General features: G+C 43.6%; 14 protein-coding genes. 10 read left to right on the top strand and 4 right to left on the bottom strand.

Annotated elements, in window-relative coordinates:
* Positions 1 to 7 precede the first annotated feature (7 nt).
* Together hydG and ANCC_RS14085 are read right to left on the bottom strand one after the other, a co-directional pair.
* Positions 8 to 1426 (bottom strand): [FeFe] hydrogenase H-cluster radical SAM maturase HydG, encoded by a 1419-nt coding sequence (hydG, locus tag ANCC_RS14090; RefSeq protein WP_006566156.1) that lies wholly within the window; start codon positions 1424 to 1426, stop codon positions 8 to 10.
* Positions 1427 to 1438: 12 nt separating this feature from the next.
* Complete coding sequence (locus ANCC_RS14085) at positions 1439 to 1690, bottom strand: TM1266 family iron-only hydrogenase system putative regulator (protein ID WP_009290985.1); 252 nt, start codon at positions 1688 to 1690, stop codon at positions 1439 to 1441.
* Between the two features lie 331 nt (positions 1691 to 2021).
* Between ANCC_RS14085 and ANCC_RS14080 the strand changes: the two genes are divergently transcribed.
* Positions 2022 to 3167 carry a hypothetical protein gene (locus ANCC_RS14080; protein ID WP_006566154.1) on the top strand — a complete coding sequence of 382 codons (1146 nt, stop codon included), beginning with the start codon at positions 2022 to 2024 and terminating at the stop codon, positions 3165 to 3167.
* A 47-nt stretch (positions 3168 to 3214) separates the two neighbouring features.
* On the opposite strand, the gene ANCC_RS14075 is transcribed toward ANCC_RS14080, so the two are convergent.
* Both ANCC_RS14075 and ANCC_RS14070 read right to left on the bottom strand, forming a co-directional pair.
* Positions 3215 to 5194, bottom strand: a complete 1980-nt coding sequence (locus tag ANCC_RS14075; RefSeq protein WP_006566153.1) for a sensor histidine kinase — start codon at positions 5192 to 5194, stop codon at positions 3215 to 3217.
* A 23-nt stretch (positions 5195 to 5217) separates the two neighbouring features.
* Complete coding sequence (locus tag ANCC_RS14070; RefSeq protein WP_039946315.1) at positions 5218 to 5883, bottom strand: response regulator transcription factor; 666 nt, start codon at positions 5881 to 5883, stop codon at positions 5218 to 5220.
* A 197-nt stretch (positions 5884 to 6080) separates the two neighbouring features.
* On the opposite strand from ANCC_RS14070, the gene ANCC_RS14065 reads away from it, so the two are divergent.
* From ANCC_RS14065 to rapZ, 9 genes are all read left to right on the top strand, one after another.
* Positions 6081 to 7913 (top strand): hypothetical protein, encoded by a 1833-nt coding sequence (locus tag ANCC_RS14065; protein ID WP_006566151.1) that lies wholly within the window; start codon positions 6081 to 6083, stop codon positions 7911 to 7913.
* Between the two features lie 106 nt (positions 7914 to 8019).
* Positions 8020 to 8517 (top strand): preQ(1) synthase, encoded by a 498-nt coding sequence (queF, locus tag ANCC_RS14060; protein WP_006566150.1) that lies wholly within the window; start codon positions 8020 to 8022, stop codon positions 8515 to 8517.
* 109 nt (positions 8518 to 8626) lie between these two features.
* Entirely contained in the window at positions 8627 to 9880 is a 1254-nt protein-coding gene (locus ANCC_RS14055) for a hypothetical protein (protein ID WP_009290992.1), read from the top strand.
* A 91-nt stretch (positions 9881 to 9971) separates the two neighbouring features.
* Positions 9972 to 10646, top strand: coding sequence for a DUF5105 domain-containing protein (locus ANCC_RS14050; RefSeq protein ID WP_006566147.1), 675 nt, complete (start codon positions 9972 to 9974; stop codon positions 10644 to 10646).
* A 340-nt stretch (positions 10647 to 10986) separates the two neighbouring features.
* Positions 10987 to 12870 carry an excinuclease ABC subunit UvrC gene (gene uvrC / locus ANCC_RS14045; RefSeq protein WP_006566145.1) on the top strand — a complete coding sequence of 628 codons (1884 nt, stop codon included), beginning with the start codon at positions 10987 to 10989 and terminating at the stop codon, positions 12868 to 12870.
* A 29-nt stretch (positions 12871 to 12899) separates the two neighbouring features.
* The gene (gene hprK / locus ANCC_RS14040) at positions 12900 to 13835 is read left to right on the top strand and encodes an HPr(Ser) kinase/phosphatase (RefSeq protein ID WP_006566144.1); all 936 of its coding nucleotides are present in this window, start codon (positions 12900 to 12902) and stop codon (positions 13833 to 13835) included.
* A gap of 5 nt (positions 13836 to 13840) precedes the next feature.
* Complete coding sequence (locus ANCC_RS14035; protein WP_006566143.1) at positions 13841 to 14779, top strand: ROK family glucokinase; 939 nt, start codon at positions 13841 to 13843, stop codon at positions 14777 to 14779.
* Between the two features lies 1 nt (position 14780).
* Positions 14781 to 15689, top strand: coding sequence for a UDP-N-acetylmuramate dehydrogenase (gene murB / locus ANCC_RS14030; protein ID WP_006566142.1), 909 nt, complete (start codon positions 14781 to 14783; stop codon positions 15687 to 15689).
* A 12-nt stretch (positions 15690 to 15701) separates the two neighbouring features.
* A complete protein-coding gene (gene rapZ, locus ANCC_RS14025) occupies positions 15702 to 16556 on the top strand; it encodes an RNase adapter RapZ (protein ID WP_006566141.1) in 855 nt (284 codons plus the stop codon).
* Position 16557: the final 1 nt, after the last annotated feature.

Genomic DNA, 16557 nt, shown 5'->3' with positions numbered 1-16557 from the left:
GATTCTCCTAAAATCTAAAATCTCGTTTTCCTTCATGGATATTCTCAATATATTCTTTTGCTTTTTGTTTTACCACCGGATTCGTGATCGTTTCCAAAGCTTCTTTGATCACTTTTTCTCCCTTTTGTTTCGTATCCTCAGAAGCATAATCTTCCAGATACTCTTTGAGGGTCATCATGGCGTTTGGACCGCAGCAGTTGGCAATCTGGCCGGATTTTACAAGAGACATGAAGCGGTCTCCGGTCCTTCCTTCACGGTAGCAGGCAGTACAGAAGCTCGGGATATGACCCAGGTCGAGGAGCCAGTTCACAACTTCATCCAATGTACGGTCGTCACTCCGCTCAAACTGTGCAGAATTGTCTTCCGGCTTTTCGGGCTCCGCATAACCTCCCACGCTGGTAGAAGATGCACCGCTGATCTGGGAGACACCCACTCGTAGCACCCGCTCTCTGGATTCTTTTGTTTCTCTGGTGGAAATAATAATGCCAGTGTACGGTACTGCCACGCGGAGAATCGCCACGATCTTTTCAAAAATGTCATCATTGATTCCGTTTTCAAATTCATCAGGATCTACATCGTCTGCCGGACGGATTCTTGGAACACTGATCGTATGGGGGCCTACGCCGAACCTGGCCTCCAAATGTTCTGCGTGCATTAAAAGTCCCGCAAAATCATAGCGGTACATGTTCAGGCCGAATAAGACGCCGATGCCTACATCGTCAATGCCTGCTTCCATGGCCCGGTCCATAGCTTCCGTGTGGTATGCGTAATTGTGCTTCGGCCCAGTCGGATGCAGAACTTCATAATTATCTTTATGATATGTTTCCTGGAATAAAATATACGTACCAATCCCTGCATCCCGCAGCCTTTTATAATTTTCTACCGTCGTGGCGGCAATATTTACATTGACGCGGCGGATCGCTCCGTTTTTATGTTTGATTCCATATATGGTTTTGATACTTTCTAATACATACTCGATCGGAATATTGACCGGATCTTCCCCGGTTTCCAGTGCAAGGCGCTTGTGTCCCATGTCCTGAAGTGCGATGACTTCCTTTTTGATTTCCTCCTGGGACAGCTTTTTCCTCCGGATATGTTTGTTTTTATAATGATATGGACAGTACACACAGCCGTTGACACAGTAGTTGGCAAGGTAGAGTGGGGCAAACATAACGATACGGTTTCCGTAAAATTCCTCCTTGATCTTAATGGCCAGGTCAAAGACCTTCTGTATCAGCTCTTTATCCTCACATGCCAGCAGGACCGAGGCCTCCCTGTGGCTTAACCCTTTCAGTTTTTTTGCCTTTTCGATGATGGATATGATCAGCTCTCTGTTATCCTTATTGGCGTCGGCATAGGCAAGGGTATCCTTGATTTCCTGGTCACTGATAAACTCTTCTGCAATTTTTGAATCTGGTTGGTACATGATTTCTCTCCTTTATTTGGTCTTGGCAAACATTGATTTTACGCTGATTCCTTCAATCATTCCGAGCTTGCCGGATAAAGTGCTGATGGTGTTTTCGGGTGCGTCTAAAACAATGGAGATGATATTGATCTCCTTTTCGCGGTAGGGAATGCCCATTCTGCCGACGATATAATCCCGGTATTCATGCAGCAGCTGATTGGTTGGAGTTATGCCTTTTTCTTCCTCAATGATGATACCGATCAGTGCAATCCGTGTTTCCTTCATAATAAAATGAACCTCCTTATACAATAGAAAAGGCATATCCCATCCGGAATATGCCTGATTATCACAGTATAAAATAGAGTTTTGTATACAAAACTCTGCGCAGTTTATAAAGGATCAATCTTGGCATCGGGCAGTACCCTGGCTTCAGAATGATATTTTTCACTGCATTTATAGTAGCTCAAAACAGGGGAAAAGTCAATCAACAACAAATAACAACAAGTGTTCAATACCGTCTGTATGGATAGCTTCTTATGCTAGAATAAAAAGGAACTTTCACAGGATGGCCTGTGAGCGCAGCAGCTGTTGGTCTTAGAGAATAGGAGGAGAGTTTATGATGAAAAAATGGGGGAAGATCGTGACCGGTATTTTTTTGACAGCGGCAATGCTGGCCGGAACTTTGGGGGCAGGAACTGCCCAAGAAGTTGTGAAGGCAGCAGGAAGCACGATCAAGGCTTCCGGCGGTCAGATTAAGCTGAAGGACGTAACGGATGATGGAGTCTTTAATCAATACTCTGTAACCAAAACAAAAAAAATGAACATTAAAATCGTAGTTCCGAAAGAATCTACAGTGTTTTTAGATTTTTACGGAGTAAGAGGAGATGAAAATGACAATGCCTACCTGAAGAAAAATTGGACCATAAGTTTTCAGGGACAGAAGTGGACGGGGAGAGCTGTCCGGATTGTAAAGCATCTTAAAAAAGGAACTTATACATTAACTGGAAGTATCAGTGAGCCTCAGTTCAGTGTAATCGACGCAGGGTATGTGGATTCCGGCAGCAGCAGGTTCACATCTGCCAAAAATAAGATTAAAGAAGGAACGGGAAAATGGAATTACCAGACGTTTAAAGTAAAGAAGAAAAGCCATATCCAGACCGTTGGCCGGACTTTTAAGTATAAGTCAGGGAATAACAGCCATTTGTCTGAGGCCTATAAAAAATCAGTTCCCTTCTATATTCAGAAGAAAGGCAAAAAAGGAAAATATACAGCGGTAACAAACAAAATGAGTTATACATCAAAAAAAATAAACAAACACTTTGCATTGAGTCCGGGAACTTACCGTCTGAAGACAAAGATTCCGAAAGGATATGTGTCACAGTTTATGTACGTGGATACGGTATATAAAAATAGTTATGCGGTAACAAAAGCAAAGGCAAAGCTTCTGACTCAGGGCAAAAAAAAGAGCAATTTGTTTACCGATGCGGATAAAGCGAAAAAAACTCATTATTATAAGTTTAAGGTTTCAAAAAACGGAAAGATCTCCATGAAACTTACAACGAAAAACAATTCCGGAAGGATCAAAGCCGCAGTTTACGGAAAAGGCATGAAGACGAAGAAAAAAACAATGGAATATTCAGGAACACATTATTTTAACTGCAAATTAAAGAAAGGTACCTATTACATAAAGGTGACAAAAGATACGAAAAAGTCCACAGGTCTTTACAGTCTGACTTATTCGGATAAGACCGAATCCAGATAAAATAAAAGATACCGCTTTTATAAAGAGTTTGTAAAAGCGGTATCTTTTTATTCCATTTTTTCTTCAGCCAGAGGAAGGGTAACGGTAAAGACCGTATATCGGTTCTTCTTGGATGCTGCCTTTATGGTTCCGCCGTATTCCTCAAGAGAGATCCGTACAAAATATAAACCAAGGCCACTTGTACCGGGGCTGTTTTTCGTGCTGAATTTGTAGTCAAAAATGTGCGGGAGGTCATCCGAAGATATTCCTTCGCCGGTATCGGTAAAGGTGATCACAGCCTGCTGCCCGTTATATTCAGCGTCGATTGTCAGGGAGCCTTCCGGCGGAGTATGTTCGGTGGCGTTCAGGATAATATTTTCAAATGCCCGGAAAAGACGGGCTTTTTGATGCCAAATAAAACAATGATTTTCCGGAAGATTTAAATTGAAATAGATGCCGTTGGCATCCGTATACGGTTTTGTCTCCATATAAACATAGGTTAAAAAATCATTGCAGTCTATAAGGCAGGGCGGTTCATGAATCTTATCTTCTGCGTTAAAAATCTGCAGGCTGCTGATATCGCTCTGTATTTGAGAAGATTTTTTGTCAATGATCTCCAAATACTGCTCCAGCTCTTCATCAATATTGATTCCGCCCTCGCGTATAAAATCAATATAAGTTTTGATCGCCGATGCAGGGGCCTTCAGATCGTGTGCGGCAATCGAGAGAAATTCCTTTCGTTCTTCCAGCATCTTCGACAGACGGGCAGTCTTCTTGTCCACTTCCGCCTGAAGATGCATGGTCAGACGTTGGTTTTTCAAAATCAGGTCTTGATTATACCGGATGATCAAAATCATAAAAAGCAGAACCATCAGAAAACCGCTGTACTCATCCTGCCATCCAAACCGGAGGGGTTCATAGTCTCCTCCGGTCCACAGATCGGTGAAAAGTCCGAATCCAAACACTGCATTTCCTGCCAGCAGCCATACAGAAGACCGGTCATTCAGGATTCCAAGGAAGGACAGGAGGATCAAATAAAAGCTGATCAGCAGCTTAGAGGTATAGATGATGGTTCCGTAAATGCTGACGATATTATGAAATGCCGGAAAAAGTACATAAGTAAAAATGACGGGAGATACGGACATCAGGACCGTAAACACGTAAACAGAAATGTGCAGTCTGGCCGGAAGAATTCCTCTGCACAGCCGGCTGGTGAGCAAAACCATGCAGGCAAGCATTGCAAAATAGGACACATCTTCAATTAGATAGGATGTTCCCCAAAGATCCCATCCAAGCCAGTGAAAAAACGGATAGCTGACATGAATTGAGAAAAACAGGCAGACCAGTCCGTATGCGGCAAAGACCGGGTCCGAATGTTTCCGGACCCAGACACCCAGTGATGTGACGGCCGCTCCCAGAGGGAAAAAGCACAGCAGGGCATAGAAGATCATTTTTTGTGTCAGGGCATTTGTAACGGCACTGCTCGTTCCGAGGACCGGAGGATAGGTAAGTCCGCTGTAATAATGGGTGTCATTTGCGGCCTGAATGACCAATTCGGCGGTTCCGGACGGAAGAGGAATCAATGTATTCTGTATATGCCGGGAAACGGGAACTGCATCGGGGCTGCCCATTTGCCGGACCAGCGTTTGGTTGACATAGATACGGCAGGAAGAGAAAATTTCCGGCACTTCGAGCATCCAAGCGTCTTTAGAAGAAGGAAGATTTAAAACTTTACGGTAAGTAGCGGCGCCAAAAGGTGATTGACTTGGCTGATGGGATGAAAAATTTCCAAATTGGCCAATAGTGATGATTTCAGGAGACTCTGCGGATCCTGCAGAAAAATCCTTTGGTGTGTACAGACGGCCGGAATAAAATTCCCACTGTCCGGTCAGAGGAACCAGATCTTTAGAGGGATCAGTATTTGATGAGGTATACTTATTGTCCATGGAATAGCAAAAGGTAAAGAGCAAAGCAGCAAACAGCAGAGCGGCGGCGAGGATAAAGACGGATAACAGTTTCTTTTTGGATCTTTCTGTTTTTAAGTGCATGGCAGACTCCCTATAGTTTTTGTTTACTCTGTGAAGAGATACCCTTTTCCCCACTGTGTTTTAATATATTCTTTTTCGGGAGACAGTACCTGGATTTTCTTCCGGATCCGCATAATCAGGATCTGAATACTGTGTGTATTATAACAGGACTCACCCCATACCGCGCGGTAAATTTCTTCCTGCCGGTAGGGAATGCCTTTATGATCCATTAAAAAACTCAGAATTTCGAATTCATTGACCGTCAGATTCAGCGGAAGATTTCCAATGTATGCCTGCTTTTCGTTATTATCCACGGACAGTCCGGGCGTCCGGCAGGAAGGAACGGTGCAGCGGGAGTTTCGTATTCTGGCCCTGATCCTCATTTCCAGTTCTTTTAAGAGATAAGGCTTTGTAATATAATCATCCCCGCCGCAGTCAAAACTTTCTATCATGATCTCTTCATCGGTCAGATTAGTCAGAAAGATCACGGGTATGCTGTAATTTGCACGAATCGTCCGGCAGAGACAGAATCCATCCGTTTTTTCCATATGAATGTCCAGGATAATACACTGATACGTGTGTTCTGACAAACAGGAAAGAGCAGCCAGGGCATCGGTAGCAGTGTCTGCGTGATACCCGCATGTTTCAAAATACTTACGGTTAATTTCAAGGATTTCCAAGTCATCATCCACAAACAGCAAACGTTCCATAGTCGGGGCTCCTTTCATGATTTTCTATACTCAGAGTATAGATGTGTTATTTTTATTGTAAACATATTTCAGAGCCTTTGCAATTTTAACAGACAACGTTGTTATTTATTGTGAAACAGAATTCAATCGGGTGGACGTACTTCGTACGATAAGGTAATATTTTGTTTAGGATCTATGGGACGAAGAGAGGACTGCAAATGAAAAAGAATTATAAGAAAATGATCTGTTTATTTTTGGGAGTTATCATATTGACCATGGCTCAGCCAGTTTTCTGCTCTGCATGGGGTCCTCCCAAAACAGAGGATGAAGAGAAATTTTTAGAATGGTATGAGAAGCATAAGAATGACCAGAATGCCGTCTATACTCTGACAGGGGATCTGAAGCTGACAAAGGGGACTAAGGAAGATCCCATCCGATTTGACGGCAGAGGCAAAGTGAGGATTGACTGCGGGAATCATGGAATTATTGTAAACAGCAGAGTGATCATTGATAATCCTGAACTTACGATAAGCGGAAACTATATGTTTGTACTAATGGAAAACAGTATAGACTCTCATCTTATTTTAAAAAGAGGGACGGTTCTTGACGAGTCCGACGATGCATGTGCGGTTCAGGTTATCCGCGGAACCCTTCAGACTTCATCTGATCCGTCGGACAGGTTTACGATTCAGATGAAAGGAAAGGATATCACCGGAATTTATCATGGCACAGATGAGCCGCTGGTGCTTAGACAGATCAATGTTACAGCAAAAGGCAAAGGGCGGGTTGAGGGAGTTAAAAATAATAGAAACCAAACGTTGTCTTTGACAGATTGTAATATAAAAGTGTCCGGAGACCAGGAAGCGTGTGGTGTTTCGAATCTGGGCAGGACAGAAGTGAACCGCTGCCGCATTACTGCTTCTGTCAGTGATGCCTCAGGTACTGCAGTCAGTGTTGCCGGTTCCGAAATATCCAGCAGGGATTCTAAAATAGTTCCGGAAATCACGGGCATGAAAAATACAGTCTACAGCATTTATGATGTTGACAGCTTTACTCCTGTCATCGGCAGAACTGGCACAGACCTTAAATCCCTTCTGCCGCAAAATGCCAGTGTTTACGTGGAAAATGCAGAGACAGAAGAGAAAAGTATTATTTCAATGCCTGTTATATGGGATGCTTCAGGAGCAGATACTTCAAAAGAAGGGATTACGCTTGTGAAAGGGAGACTTCTCACAAAAGATCTGTTTGGGATTTACATCAATTCGTCAGGAATCAGCCCGGAGACAGCCGTCATTGCGGTACCGCCGGAGGGAATGTTTTTAAACAGTTACAGGATTCTGTCGAAGGAAGAGGGACGGATCAGGGGAATGCTGGAACTGCCTTATCCTGCCGGCGCAGACTCCATGATTCTTCAATACAGTGCGGATCAGAAAAACTGGAGGACTTATGAAGAAAAAAACGGCAGTACGAATATCATTCGCGGCCAGGACTTTCCAAAACCGTTCGGAGTCTTCAGCTTTGTCTTTGACATACCTGTAAATACAAAAACGTTTTATATGCGTACAAAGGTTCATGGCAGTAGTATTTTTTCAGGAACCAGCGCCGTGTGGAAAATAGACGTAGACCATGGGGCTCCGGAATCTTCTGTCAGCGGGGAATCCGGTGGAGACAGAGGCGGACAGACTGTAGAACAGGAGGAAAGTACGCAGAAGGATCAGAGGAGTGAAGGCAAACCCGGGTATTCGGAAAAATCCGTTAGGTATAAGGATAAAAATTCTTTCTCAGATCAAAAGTCTGAGAAGAGCCAAAATGTGAAAAAAAATGGGTCTTCTCAGAGACAGGAGAAAAAGAAAGAAAAAGTCCAGGGAAAAAAGACAGCCCCGGAGGTACAGGATAATGAAAAACAAACTCCAAAAACGTCTGGATGGGGGAGAAATGCAAAAAGCTATGATAAGGGAGACCTTGTTTTTGCAGCTATAGGGATTCTTCTGATTTTTGGAGCAGCACTGCTCCTCGGCAGGAAATTTTTCCGTAAGAAAAATCTGTCATAGTTCATGTCAATATTTATGACAGCATGTAAAAAATATGGTATACTGATAGGACAATCAATGGAGTAGAAAAGTATCCTTGATTTGAACAAAAACAGGAGGAACTAAGATGAGTGGTAGAACCAATGTGGAATTGGGAGGTATTACACTGCTGGGAAATCAGCAGACAAAATATCCGGATGATTATGCACCGGAAGTGTTGGAGACTTTTCCGAATAAGCATCCCGAAAATGATTATTTTGTAAAGTTTAACGCACCGGAATTTACCAGTCTGTGTCCGATGACCGGACAGCCGGATTTTGCGACTATTTATATTTCCTATGTTCCGGGAGAGAGGATGGTGGAAAGCAAATCCCTTAAATTGTATCTGTACAGTTTCCGCAATCATGGAGATTTCCACGAGGACTGTATGAATATTATTATGAAGGATCTGATCAAACTGATGGACCCGAAATATATTGAAGTTTGGGGCAAGTTTACGCCGCGCGGCGGGATCTCCATTGATCCATACTGCAACTATGGCAGAAAGGGAACGCCGTGGGAGCAGATTGCCTTTGACCGGCTGGCACATCACGATATGTACCCGGAGAAGGTAGATAACCGCTAATTTTGAGAAAATAAATTAATATGGGAGCAGGCAGCTGCTGTGCTTTTGGATGTTGGGGGACTCAGTCAGAAGTATAGCAGAAAAGACATAATAAAAAAGGAGAATGTTTATGAGGAAAGTTTTAAAAGCCGCTGTGTGTTTGGGGCTGTCCCTTACATTGGGATTCAGCACTGTGGCATTTGGCGCGGAGAAGAAGGAAGATATCACAAGTAAAGTAGGTGACAAGAAAGGTCAAGTGTCATCAGAAATAAAAGGAATGGAAGGCATCCAGGATGTTAAGTCAGGCCAGGTTATTAAGGCTGCAAAAAAATCAAAAGGTGCTCGGGCTGTACAAAACACTACTGCTTATAGAATAAACACTCAGGCTAATGTAAACGCAATCAATCAGAGAATTCAAAAAGGTCAGTTCAATGTTGTAGGTCCGATTACAACCAGTAAACAAGTAGTAGCTAATATTTATATGCCTACAAATGGTAAACTCTGTGTGGCTTTTGGAAACTCTTATGTTGATCAGTCAACCGGATTGATTACCTCAACACCTGCAAACTGTTCTGTTACAATAACCGACAGCAGGGGAAATTCTATTGCATCTAGTTATTCCGACGATGATACGGTGATCGCCAATTATGTAAATAAAGGAACGTACAGATTAACAGTGTCTGCACCTTATAATTCAGCTGTTGCTACAGGCTACCTTCCATATTATTACTCAAGTGATAACGGAAATTTATCTGGAACTGCAAAATATATAGCAGGTAATGGGGGAAATAACTATCAGTATTTTTCAGTTTCAAAGAGGAGTCAGGTTTGGACAGATCTGGTTTCAGCCAAAGGATATTCTTTAAAGAGTCATATTGAAAAGAAGAGCGGGAAAAAATGGGTAAGAATTACAGATCAAAAATATAGTTATAATTCAAATATCAGGAGATATCATGCATTAAGCAAGGGTAGTTACCGTCTTGTTATATCTGGTACTTCTAAATATGATTTTTACACTGCAAGATATGGAAAAAAATCTTATACCGGAAAATATGGTACTAAAAAGTCAAAATCAAAAACAATCAAACGCAAGAAATCAAAAACAAATGTTTTAACTGCCTCTGATGCAAAGAAAAAGTCACATTGGTATAAATTCAAAGTGACAAAGAGACGTTCCACACAGTTCAAGATTACTACATATAACAGCTCTGGAAGTGTGACTGCAACCTTATACAAAGGGAAAAAGAAGATGAGCTCACGTACCGCTTATAATCCAAGTTACATTACTTTCTCAGGAAAGTTATCAAAAGGTACATATTATGTTAAGGTTACGAAAAACACGAAAAATACAAGCGGAAAATACATTGTAAAATATGTAAAATAAGTAAACAGTAATCTTTGCAGCAGAGCCGGCTGGCTCTGCTGCAGTTGAATGAATGCTCAAAATACACAGAAGTTTAAAAGGAGAATAGGTTATGAAAAGACAAATGAAGAAAAAACTGGCGGTTTTATTAAGCCTTGTATTGATCGTTTCTCTCGCATTAGCCGGATGTAAAAAGAAAGAGGAAATACCGGAGCCGGACAAGCTTGCAGAGGCTTATTATCTTCTGTTTACCAGAGGAAATACAAAAGAGATAGTCAAATACGGACACACAGAAGCAGAAGCAAAAAAGGCATTAAACACATACAAAACAAGTATGAAATCTTCCTTCATGACATCTGCAAATACTGCCGGAAATATCTTTAAATCCGAAGATGCAGATAAAGTGATTGACGCACTTCTGCATTCCTTATCTAAGCTTAAATATGAAGTGAAGACAGACGAAAAAGATGAGAAAGAAGGAACTGCTACGGTGATTCTGAAATCTCAAAGTGTGAACCTGAGTGAAATACAGTCCAAGCTTATGGCGAATGTCAGAAAAGCCGCAGCATCAGGGAAAATAACAGACCAAAGCCAGATTGGAACGTATGTCCTTACCGAGATGGCAAAATTGATCAAGGAAACAAAGCCTACGAAAGAGATGAAAGAAACTACGTTAAAAATGAAGCTGAAAAAGGTAAAAATCAATAAAAAAGAAGTAGAGCGATGGATGCCTGAAAACAACTATACTTTTGAGATGCAGATTGGAAGACTTCTCATAAGCCAGTAATTTTTGGAGGGAGATAAACTGAATTTCAGATAGTCCTAGTAATCCTAAGAATTCCTTCAGGCTATTTTATTTTTTCTTTAGAATTGTTTATTTTCTATCCATTGTTTACGGGGAGGATTCTGATATACTTAAAACATACCTGCAGGGCACACCATATTTTAGCCCTATGGTTGGACGTGCTTTGCAAGGCAAAGTTTAGTTTTTCATATATATTAATCCTCTCTTTTCATTAAACAGACGGCCCCGCAGCTTTTGCTGCGGGGTTGTTTTGATGTGACATTTTCCGCCGCGGTATGGTATTATAGGAACACACATGTTGGAATGATGGAGGAATACCAGGATGTTTAACATTGAAGAAGAATTAAAAAAGCTTCCGGCCAAGCCCGGAGTTTATATAATGCATAATGACAAGGACGAGATCATATATGTAGGTAAGGCGATCAAACTCTGCAACCGGGTCAGACAGTACTTTCAGGGAAGCAGAAATTTGACGACAAAGATTCAGCATATGGTATCGCACATCGCATATTTTGAGTACATCATTACAGATTCAGAACTGGAGGCCTTGGTGCTTGAGTGCAATCTGATCAAGGAACATCGTCCAAAGTATAATACCATGCTGAAGGATGATAAGAATTATCCATACATTAAGGTCACCACAAATGAGGAATATCCGCGTATTATGCTGGCCAGAAGGATGAAACAGGACAAGTGCAAATATTTTGGGCCATATACGAGCGCCGGAGCGGTAAAAGATATCATTGAGCTGCTCAGGAAGCTGTTTAAGATCCGGACATGCAGCCGGAAGCTGCCGAAAGATATCGGGAAAGACAGGCCGTGTCTGTATTATCAGATCAAACAGTGCGAGGGGCCCTGCCAGGATTATATTTCCGGGGAAGATTATAGAAAATCCATTGATCAGGTACTGAGTTTTCTGAACGGAAATTATAAGGATGTGTCGGACATGCTGGAGGAAAAGATGAAGCAGGCAGCGGCAGACCTTGAGTTTGAACAGGCAGCAGAATACAGAAATCTGTTAAAGAGCATCGGCAAGATTGCAGACCGGCAGAAGATCAACAGCTATGGATTTGAAAACAGGGATATTATCGCATTTGCCAAAGAAAAGCAGGACGCAGTGGTCGCCGTATTTTTTATCAGAGACGGCAAACTCCTGGGCAGAGAGCATTTTCATATGACCCAGGATGAGGAGACAACAGATGAAGAACTCATGAGTGCCTTTGTAAAACAGTTTTACGCAGGAACTCCGTATCTGCCGGGAGAGATCTTCCTGGAGTGCGGCATGGACGATATGGAGATTGTGGAAGAGTGGCTTTCCAAGAAGAGGGGCGGACGGGTGCATATCCGGATTCCGCTCCGGGGAGAAAAGCATCGTCTCGTTGAACTGGCAAAAGAGAATGCGTCCAATGTTTTGAGACAGGATAAAGAAAAACTCAAGAGAGAAGAAAAAAGGACCATCGGAGCAGTGAAAGAGATCGAGCAGCTCCTTGGAATCAAGGGGCTTCACAGGATGGAGGCCTTCGATATATCTAATATCAGCGGGTTTCAGACCGTTGCCTCTATGGTCGTCTTCGAAGACGGAAAGGCCAGAAAGCGTGATTATCGGAAATTCCGCCTAAAGACAGTGGACGGCCCGGATGATTACAGAAGTATGGAGGAAGTCCTCACGAGGAGACTCCTGCACGGACAAAAAGAGATCGAAGAATTAAAGGCTAAAAATGAGGATCTGGAATTTGGAAGTTTTACCAAGTTTCCGGATCTGCTCCTGATGGATGGAGGAAAAGGCCAGGTAAATGTTGCTCAGAGAGTTTTAAAAGACCTGAAAATGGATATTCCGGTGTGCGGTATGGTAAAAGATGACAATCATAGAACCAGGGCATTGTACTATAATAATGACGAAATCTATTTTCCGAAAAGGAGCGAAGCATTCCAGCTGGTCACAAGGATTCAGGATGAGGCCCACCGGTTTGCCATCGAATACCACCGGTCGCTGAGGGCAAAAGGCCAGGTCAGCTCTGTACTGGATGAGATCAAAGGTGTAGGGCCGAAGCGCAGAAAAGCACTCATGAAACATTTTAAGCAGATACAGAACATCAAAGAGGCTACGGAAGATGAGATCATGCAGGTTCCGGGAATGACAAGGAAAGCAGCAAAAGAGATCTATTCGTTTTTCCATTTGTCTAAGGAAGAAAATGTGATAAACTAAGAATAACAATCGGACAAGGAGGATTCATTATGAGCGAGGAATACAAAGTATCGGTGGCAGAACTGGCAAAGAAGCTGGAACTGATCCCGGTGATCCCGGAAATTAACACCAATGACATTTATATCACCCAGGCAGAAGTAAACCGGCCGGCGCTTCAGCTGGCAGGCTTTTTTGACCATTTTTCATCGTCCAGGGTGCAGATTATTGGAAATGTAGAATATATATATATCAATAATATTTTGGAAAAGGATGAAAACTGTAACCAGATTCTGGACCGTCTTTTCAGTGCCCAGATTCCATGTCTGGTATTCTGCCGTGGAAAACAGCCGTGTGATAAGATCGTTGACTTTGGAAGGAAATACGGAGTTCCGGTTTTTATCAGTAAAGATTCAACTTCAGAGTTTACCGCAGAAGTCATCCGCTGGCTGAGTGTGGAACTGGCGCCCCGGATTTCAATTCATGGAGTGTTAGTGGATGTATTCGGCGAAGGAATCCTGATCACAGGGGAAAGCGGCATCGGCAAAAGCGAAGCTGCTTTGGAACTTCTGAAGAGAGGCCATCGGCTTGTTTCAGATGATGTGGTGGAGATTAAGCGTGTGAGCAAAGATACCCTGATCGGTTCCTCACCGGCAGTGACCCGGTTTTTCATTGAACTCAGGGGCATCGGCATCATTGATGTAAAGAACCTGTTCGGTGTGGAGAGCGTCAAGATGACCCAGAGCATTGATCTTGTCATTCAGCTGGAAGACTGGAACAAAGAAACAGATTATGACAGGCTCGGACTGGATGAAAATTATATAGAATATCTCGGGAATAAGGTTGTGGCACACGCGCTGCCGATCCGTCCGGGAAGAAATCTGGCGATTATCGTTGAGGCCGCTGCCATCAATCACCGCCAGAAGAAGATGGGATATAATGCCGCGGAAGAATTATACAAACGAGTGACCGGGAAATTGGAGGAATAAGCAGAATGAATTACATTTATGGAGTCGATGTAGGAGGCACCACCGTAAAACTGGGACTGTTTCAGGAGGACGGAAGCCTGAAAGAAAAGTGGGAGATTCCCACCAGAAAAGAGAACGGCGGGGCCTATATTATAGAGGATATCGGAGCGGCGCTGAAAGAAAATATCGCATCCCATGGGATGGAAACCGGACAGCTGATTGGAGCAGGAGTCGGGGTTCCCGGGGCAGTACTTTCTTTTGAAAAGGTCAATGAATGTGTCAATCTGGGCTGGGGGCAGGTCAACGTGGCTCAGGAACTGGGAAAACTGCTGGACTGTCCTGTCAAAGTGACCAACGATGCAAATGTGGCTGCGCTGGGAGAACTTTGGGCTGGTGCTGCGAAAGATTACCGCAGTGCTGTCATGGTTACTCTGGGAACAGGTGTGGGCGGCGGCATGATCGTCGACGGACAGATCATCAACGGAAGCCATGGATATGGCGGTGAGATCGGACACATGACGGTAAATCCGGCGGAGACACGCAAGTGTAACTGCGGAAAGACCGGCTGTCTGGAACTGTACGCTTCAGCGACAGGAATTGTATATGAGACAAAAAAAGCGCTGGGGGAATCTGACATAGAAACGCCGCTGCGCCGAATGGACGGCTTTTCGGCAAAAGATATTTTTGATCTGGCAAAAGAAGGAGACGCCTTTGCCATAGAACAGGTCGACCGGCTGGGAGAGAAGCTGGCAATGGCCTTCGGGAATATCACACTGACAGTAGACCCCGAAGTATTTGTCATCGGGGGAGGTGTGTCGAAAGCAGGAGATATCCTTCTTGACGCCATTAAAAAGCATTATGGGACATACACCTTCGGCGCTGTAAAAGAAGGGAAATTTATTCTTGCAAGTCTCGGAAATGACGCAGGAATTTACGGGGCTGCAAGGCTGATTAAAGGAGAATAGCATGAACACGATTCTTGAAGAATTGAGACAGAAGATCGCACCCGAACGGGTACTTACAAAAGAACCGATGAAAAAACATACGACCTTCCGGATAGGCGGAGAGGCAGAATTGTACATTATTCCTGAAACCATTGAGGAAGTGCAGTGGACCGTGAAGACTGCCAGGAAACACGAAATTCCCATGTTTATTCTGGGAAACGGAAGCAATCTGCTGGTAGGGGACCGTGGAATCGACGGCATTGTCCTCCAGATTTATAAGAACATGAATGAAATCACAGTCAACGGAACTGAGATTACGGCTCAGGCTGGGGCTTTGCTGAGCTCTATTGCCCGGGAAGCACAGAACCGGAGTCTGACCGGGTTTGAGTTTGCAGGAGGCATACCTGGAACATTCGGAGGCGCAATCACTATGAATGCGGGAGCCTACGGCGGAGAGATGATCCAGGTTTTAAAAGAGGCCACAGTCCTCACGAAAGAAGGAGAGATTCTTACCCTTTCCGCAGAGGAACTGGAGCTTGGATACCGTACCAGCAATGTCATTACATGCGGATATACAGTCCTAAGCGGAACACTCTCTTTGAAAGAGGGAGATCCTTCTGAGATAAAAAAACAGATGGATGAATATTCAATGGCCCGAAAGACCAAGCAGCCTCTGGAACTGCCGAGCGCAGGCAGTACGTTTAAGCGCCCGGAGGGCTACTTTGCCGGAAAACTGATTGATGACGCAGGACTCAGAGGATATCAGGTCGGAGGGGCACGTGTGTCGGATAAACACTGCGGATTTGTAGTAAATCAGGAGAACGCAACGGCGAAAGATGTTCTTCAGCTGATCGAAGACGTTCAGAAAACAGTGAAGGAAAAGTTTGGAGTGGACCTGGAACCGGAAGTGAAGCGGGTCGGAAAGTTTTAGAGGAATTTACGTATGAGGTTTGTAATCGTAACCGGGATGTCTGGGGCAGGAAAGAGCAGTGCTCTTAAAATGCTGGAAGATGTCGGGTATTTTTGTGTGGATAATCTCCCCACCAGACTGCTGTGCAGATTTGCGGAGCTTACCCTTGACAAGACTGCAAATATTTCAAATGTGGCTTTAGGCATTGATATCCGGAGCGGCGCATCGATTGATGAGTTTTTAGAAGAATTAAAAAAAGTCAATGAAATGGGTGTCAAGTTTGAAATTTTGTTTCTCAATGCCAGCAACCGGATTTTGATCAAGCGTTACAAGGAGACCAGAAGGAATCATCCTCTGGCCAGGAACGGCCGGATAGAGGATGGTATTGAAAAGGAGCGGGAAGCAGTCGATGTTTTGAAAAAACATGCGGATTATGTCATAGATACCAGCCAGCTTCTCACAAGGGAACTGAAGGCTGAAATTGACAGGATATTTGTCCGGGAAGAAGAATATGCTAACTTCAATGTGGCAGTGGTGTCTTTTGGGTTCAAATTCGGTATACCGGCAGACGTAGACCTGGTGTTTGACGTAAGATTCCTTCCCAATCCTTATTATGACCTTTCTCTGCGCCCTCTGACCGGCAATGACAGGCCTATTCAGGAGTTTGTCATGAAACATGAAGAGTCCAGAGTATTTTTAGAGAAATTAGAAGATATGCTCAAATTTCTGATTCCCAACTACATCAAAGAAGGAAAGTATAATCTGGTCATAGGGATCGGCTGCACTGGAGGAAAGCACCGTTCTGTCACCATCACGAATGCACTGGCAGAAAAATTAAAACAGCTGCCATATCCGGTGAAGGTTGAGCATAGAGATATAACGAGGTAGG

This window comes from Anaerostipes caccae L1-92 (assembly GCF_014467075.1).
Lineage (GTDB): Bacteria > Bacillota > Clostridia > Lachnospirales > Lachnospiraceae > Anaerostipes > Anaerostipes caccae.
This window is presented reverse-complemented; position numbering and strand designations above follow the sequence as displayed.

What these genes read in the sequence shown, in the direction of transcription:
- murB (WP_006566142.1), top strand. Translation starts at nt 14,781, where the DNA reads ATGAACACGATTCTTGAAGAATTGAGACAGAAGATCGCACCCGAACGG.
- ANCC_RS14055 (WP_009290992.1), top strand. Translation starts at nt 8,627, where the DNA reads ATGAGGAAAGTTTTAAAAGCCGCTGTGTGTTTGGGGCTGTCCCTTACA.
- ANCC_RS14035 (WP_006566143.1), top strand. Translation starts at nt 13,841, where the DNA reads ATGAATTACATTTATGGAGTCGATGTAGGAGGCACCACCGTAAAACTG.
- ANCC_RS14065 (WP_006566151.1), top strand. Translation starts at nt 6,081, where the DNA reads ATGAAAAAGAATTATAAGAAAATGATCTGTTTATTTTTGGGAGTTATC.
- hprK (WP_006566144.1), top strand. Translation starts at nt 12,900, where the DNA reads ATGAGCGAGGAATACAAAGTATCGGTGGCAGAACTGGCAAAGAAGCTG.
- hydG (WP_006566156.1), bottom strand. Translation starts at nt 1,426, where the DNA reads ATGTACCAACCAGATTCAAAAATTGCAGAAGAGTTTATCAGTGACCAG.
- ANCC_RS14070 (WP_039946315.1), bottom strand. Translation starts at nt 5,883, where the DNA reads ATGGAACGTTTGCTGTTTGTGGATGATGACTTGGAAATCCTTGAAATT.
- queF (WP_006566150.1), top strand. Translation starts at nt 8,020, where the DNA reads ATGAGTGGTAGAACCAATGTGGAATTGGGAGGTATTACACTGCTGGGA.
- ANCC_RS14085 (WP_009290985.1), bottom strand. Translation starts at nt 1,690, where the DNA reads ATGAAGGAAACACGGATTGCACTGATCGGTATCATCATTGAGGAAGAA.
- ANCC_RS14075 (WP_006566153.1), bottom strand. Translation starts at nt 5,194, where the DNA reads ATGCACTTAAAAACAGAAAGATCCAAAAAGAAACTGTTATCCGTCTTT.
- ANCC_RS14080 (WP_006566154.1), top strand. Translation starts at nt 2,022, where the DNA reads ATGATGAAAAAATGGGGGAAGATCGTGACCGGTATTTTTTTGACAGCG.
- ANCC_RS14050 (WP_006566147.1), top strand. Translation starts at nt 9,972, where the DNA reads ATGAAAAGACAAATGAAGAAAAAACTGGCGGTTTTATTAAGCCTTGTA.
- rapZ (WP_006566141.1), top strand. Translation starts at nt 15,702, where the DNA reads ATGAGGTTTGTAATCGTAACCGGGATGTCTGGGGCAGGAAAGAGCAGT.
- uvrC (WP_006566145.1), top strand. Translation starts at nt 10,987, where the DNA reads ATGTTTAACATTGAAGAAGAATTAAAAAAGCTTCCGGCCAAGCCCGGA.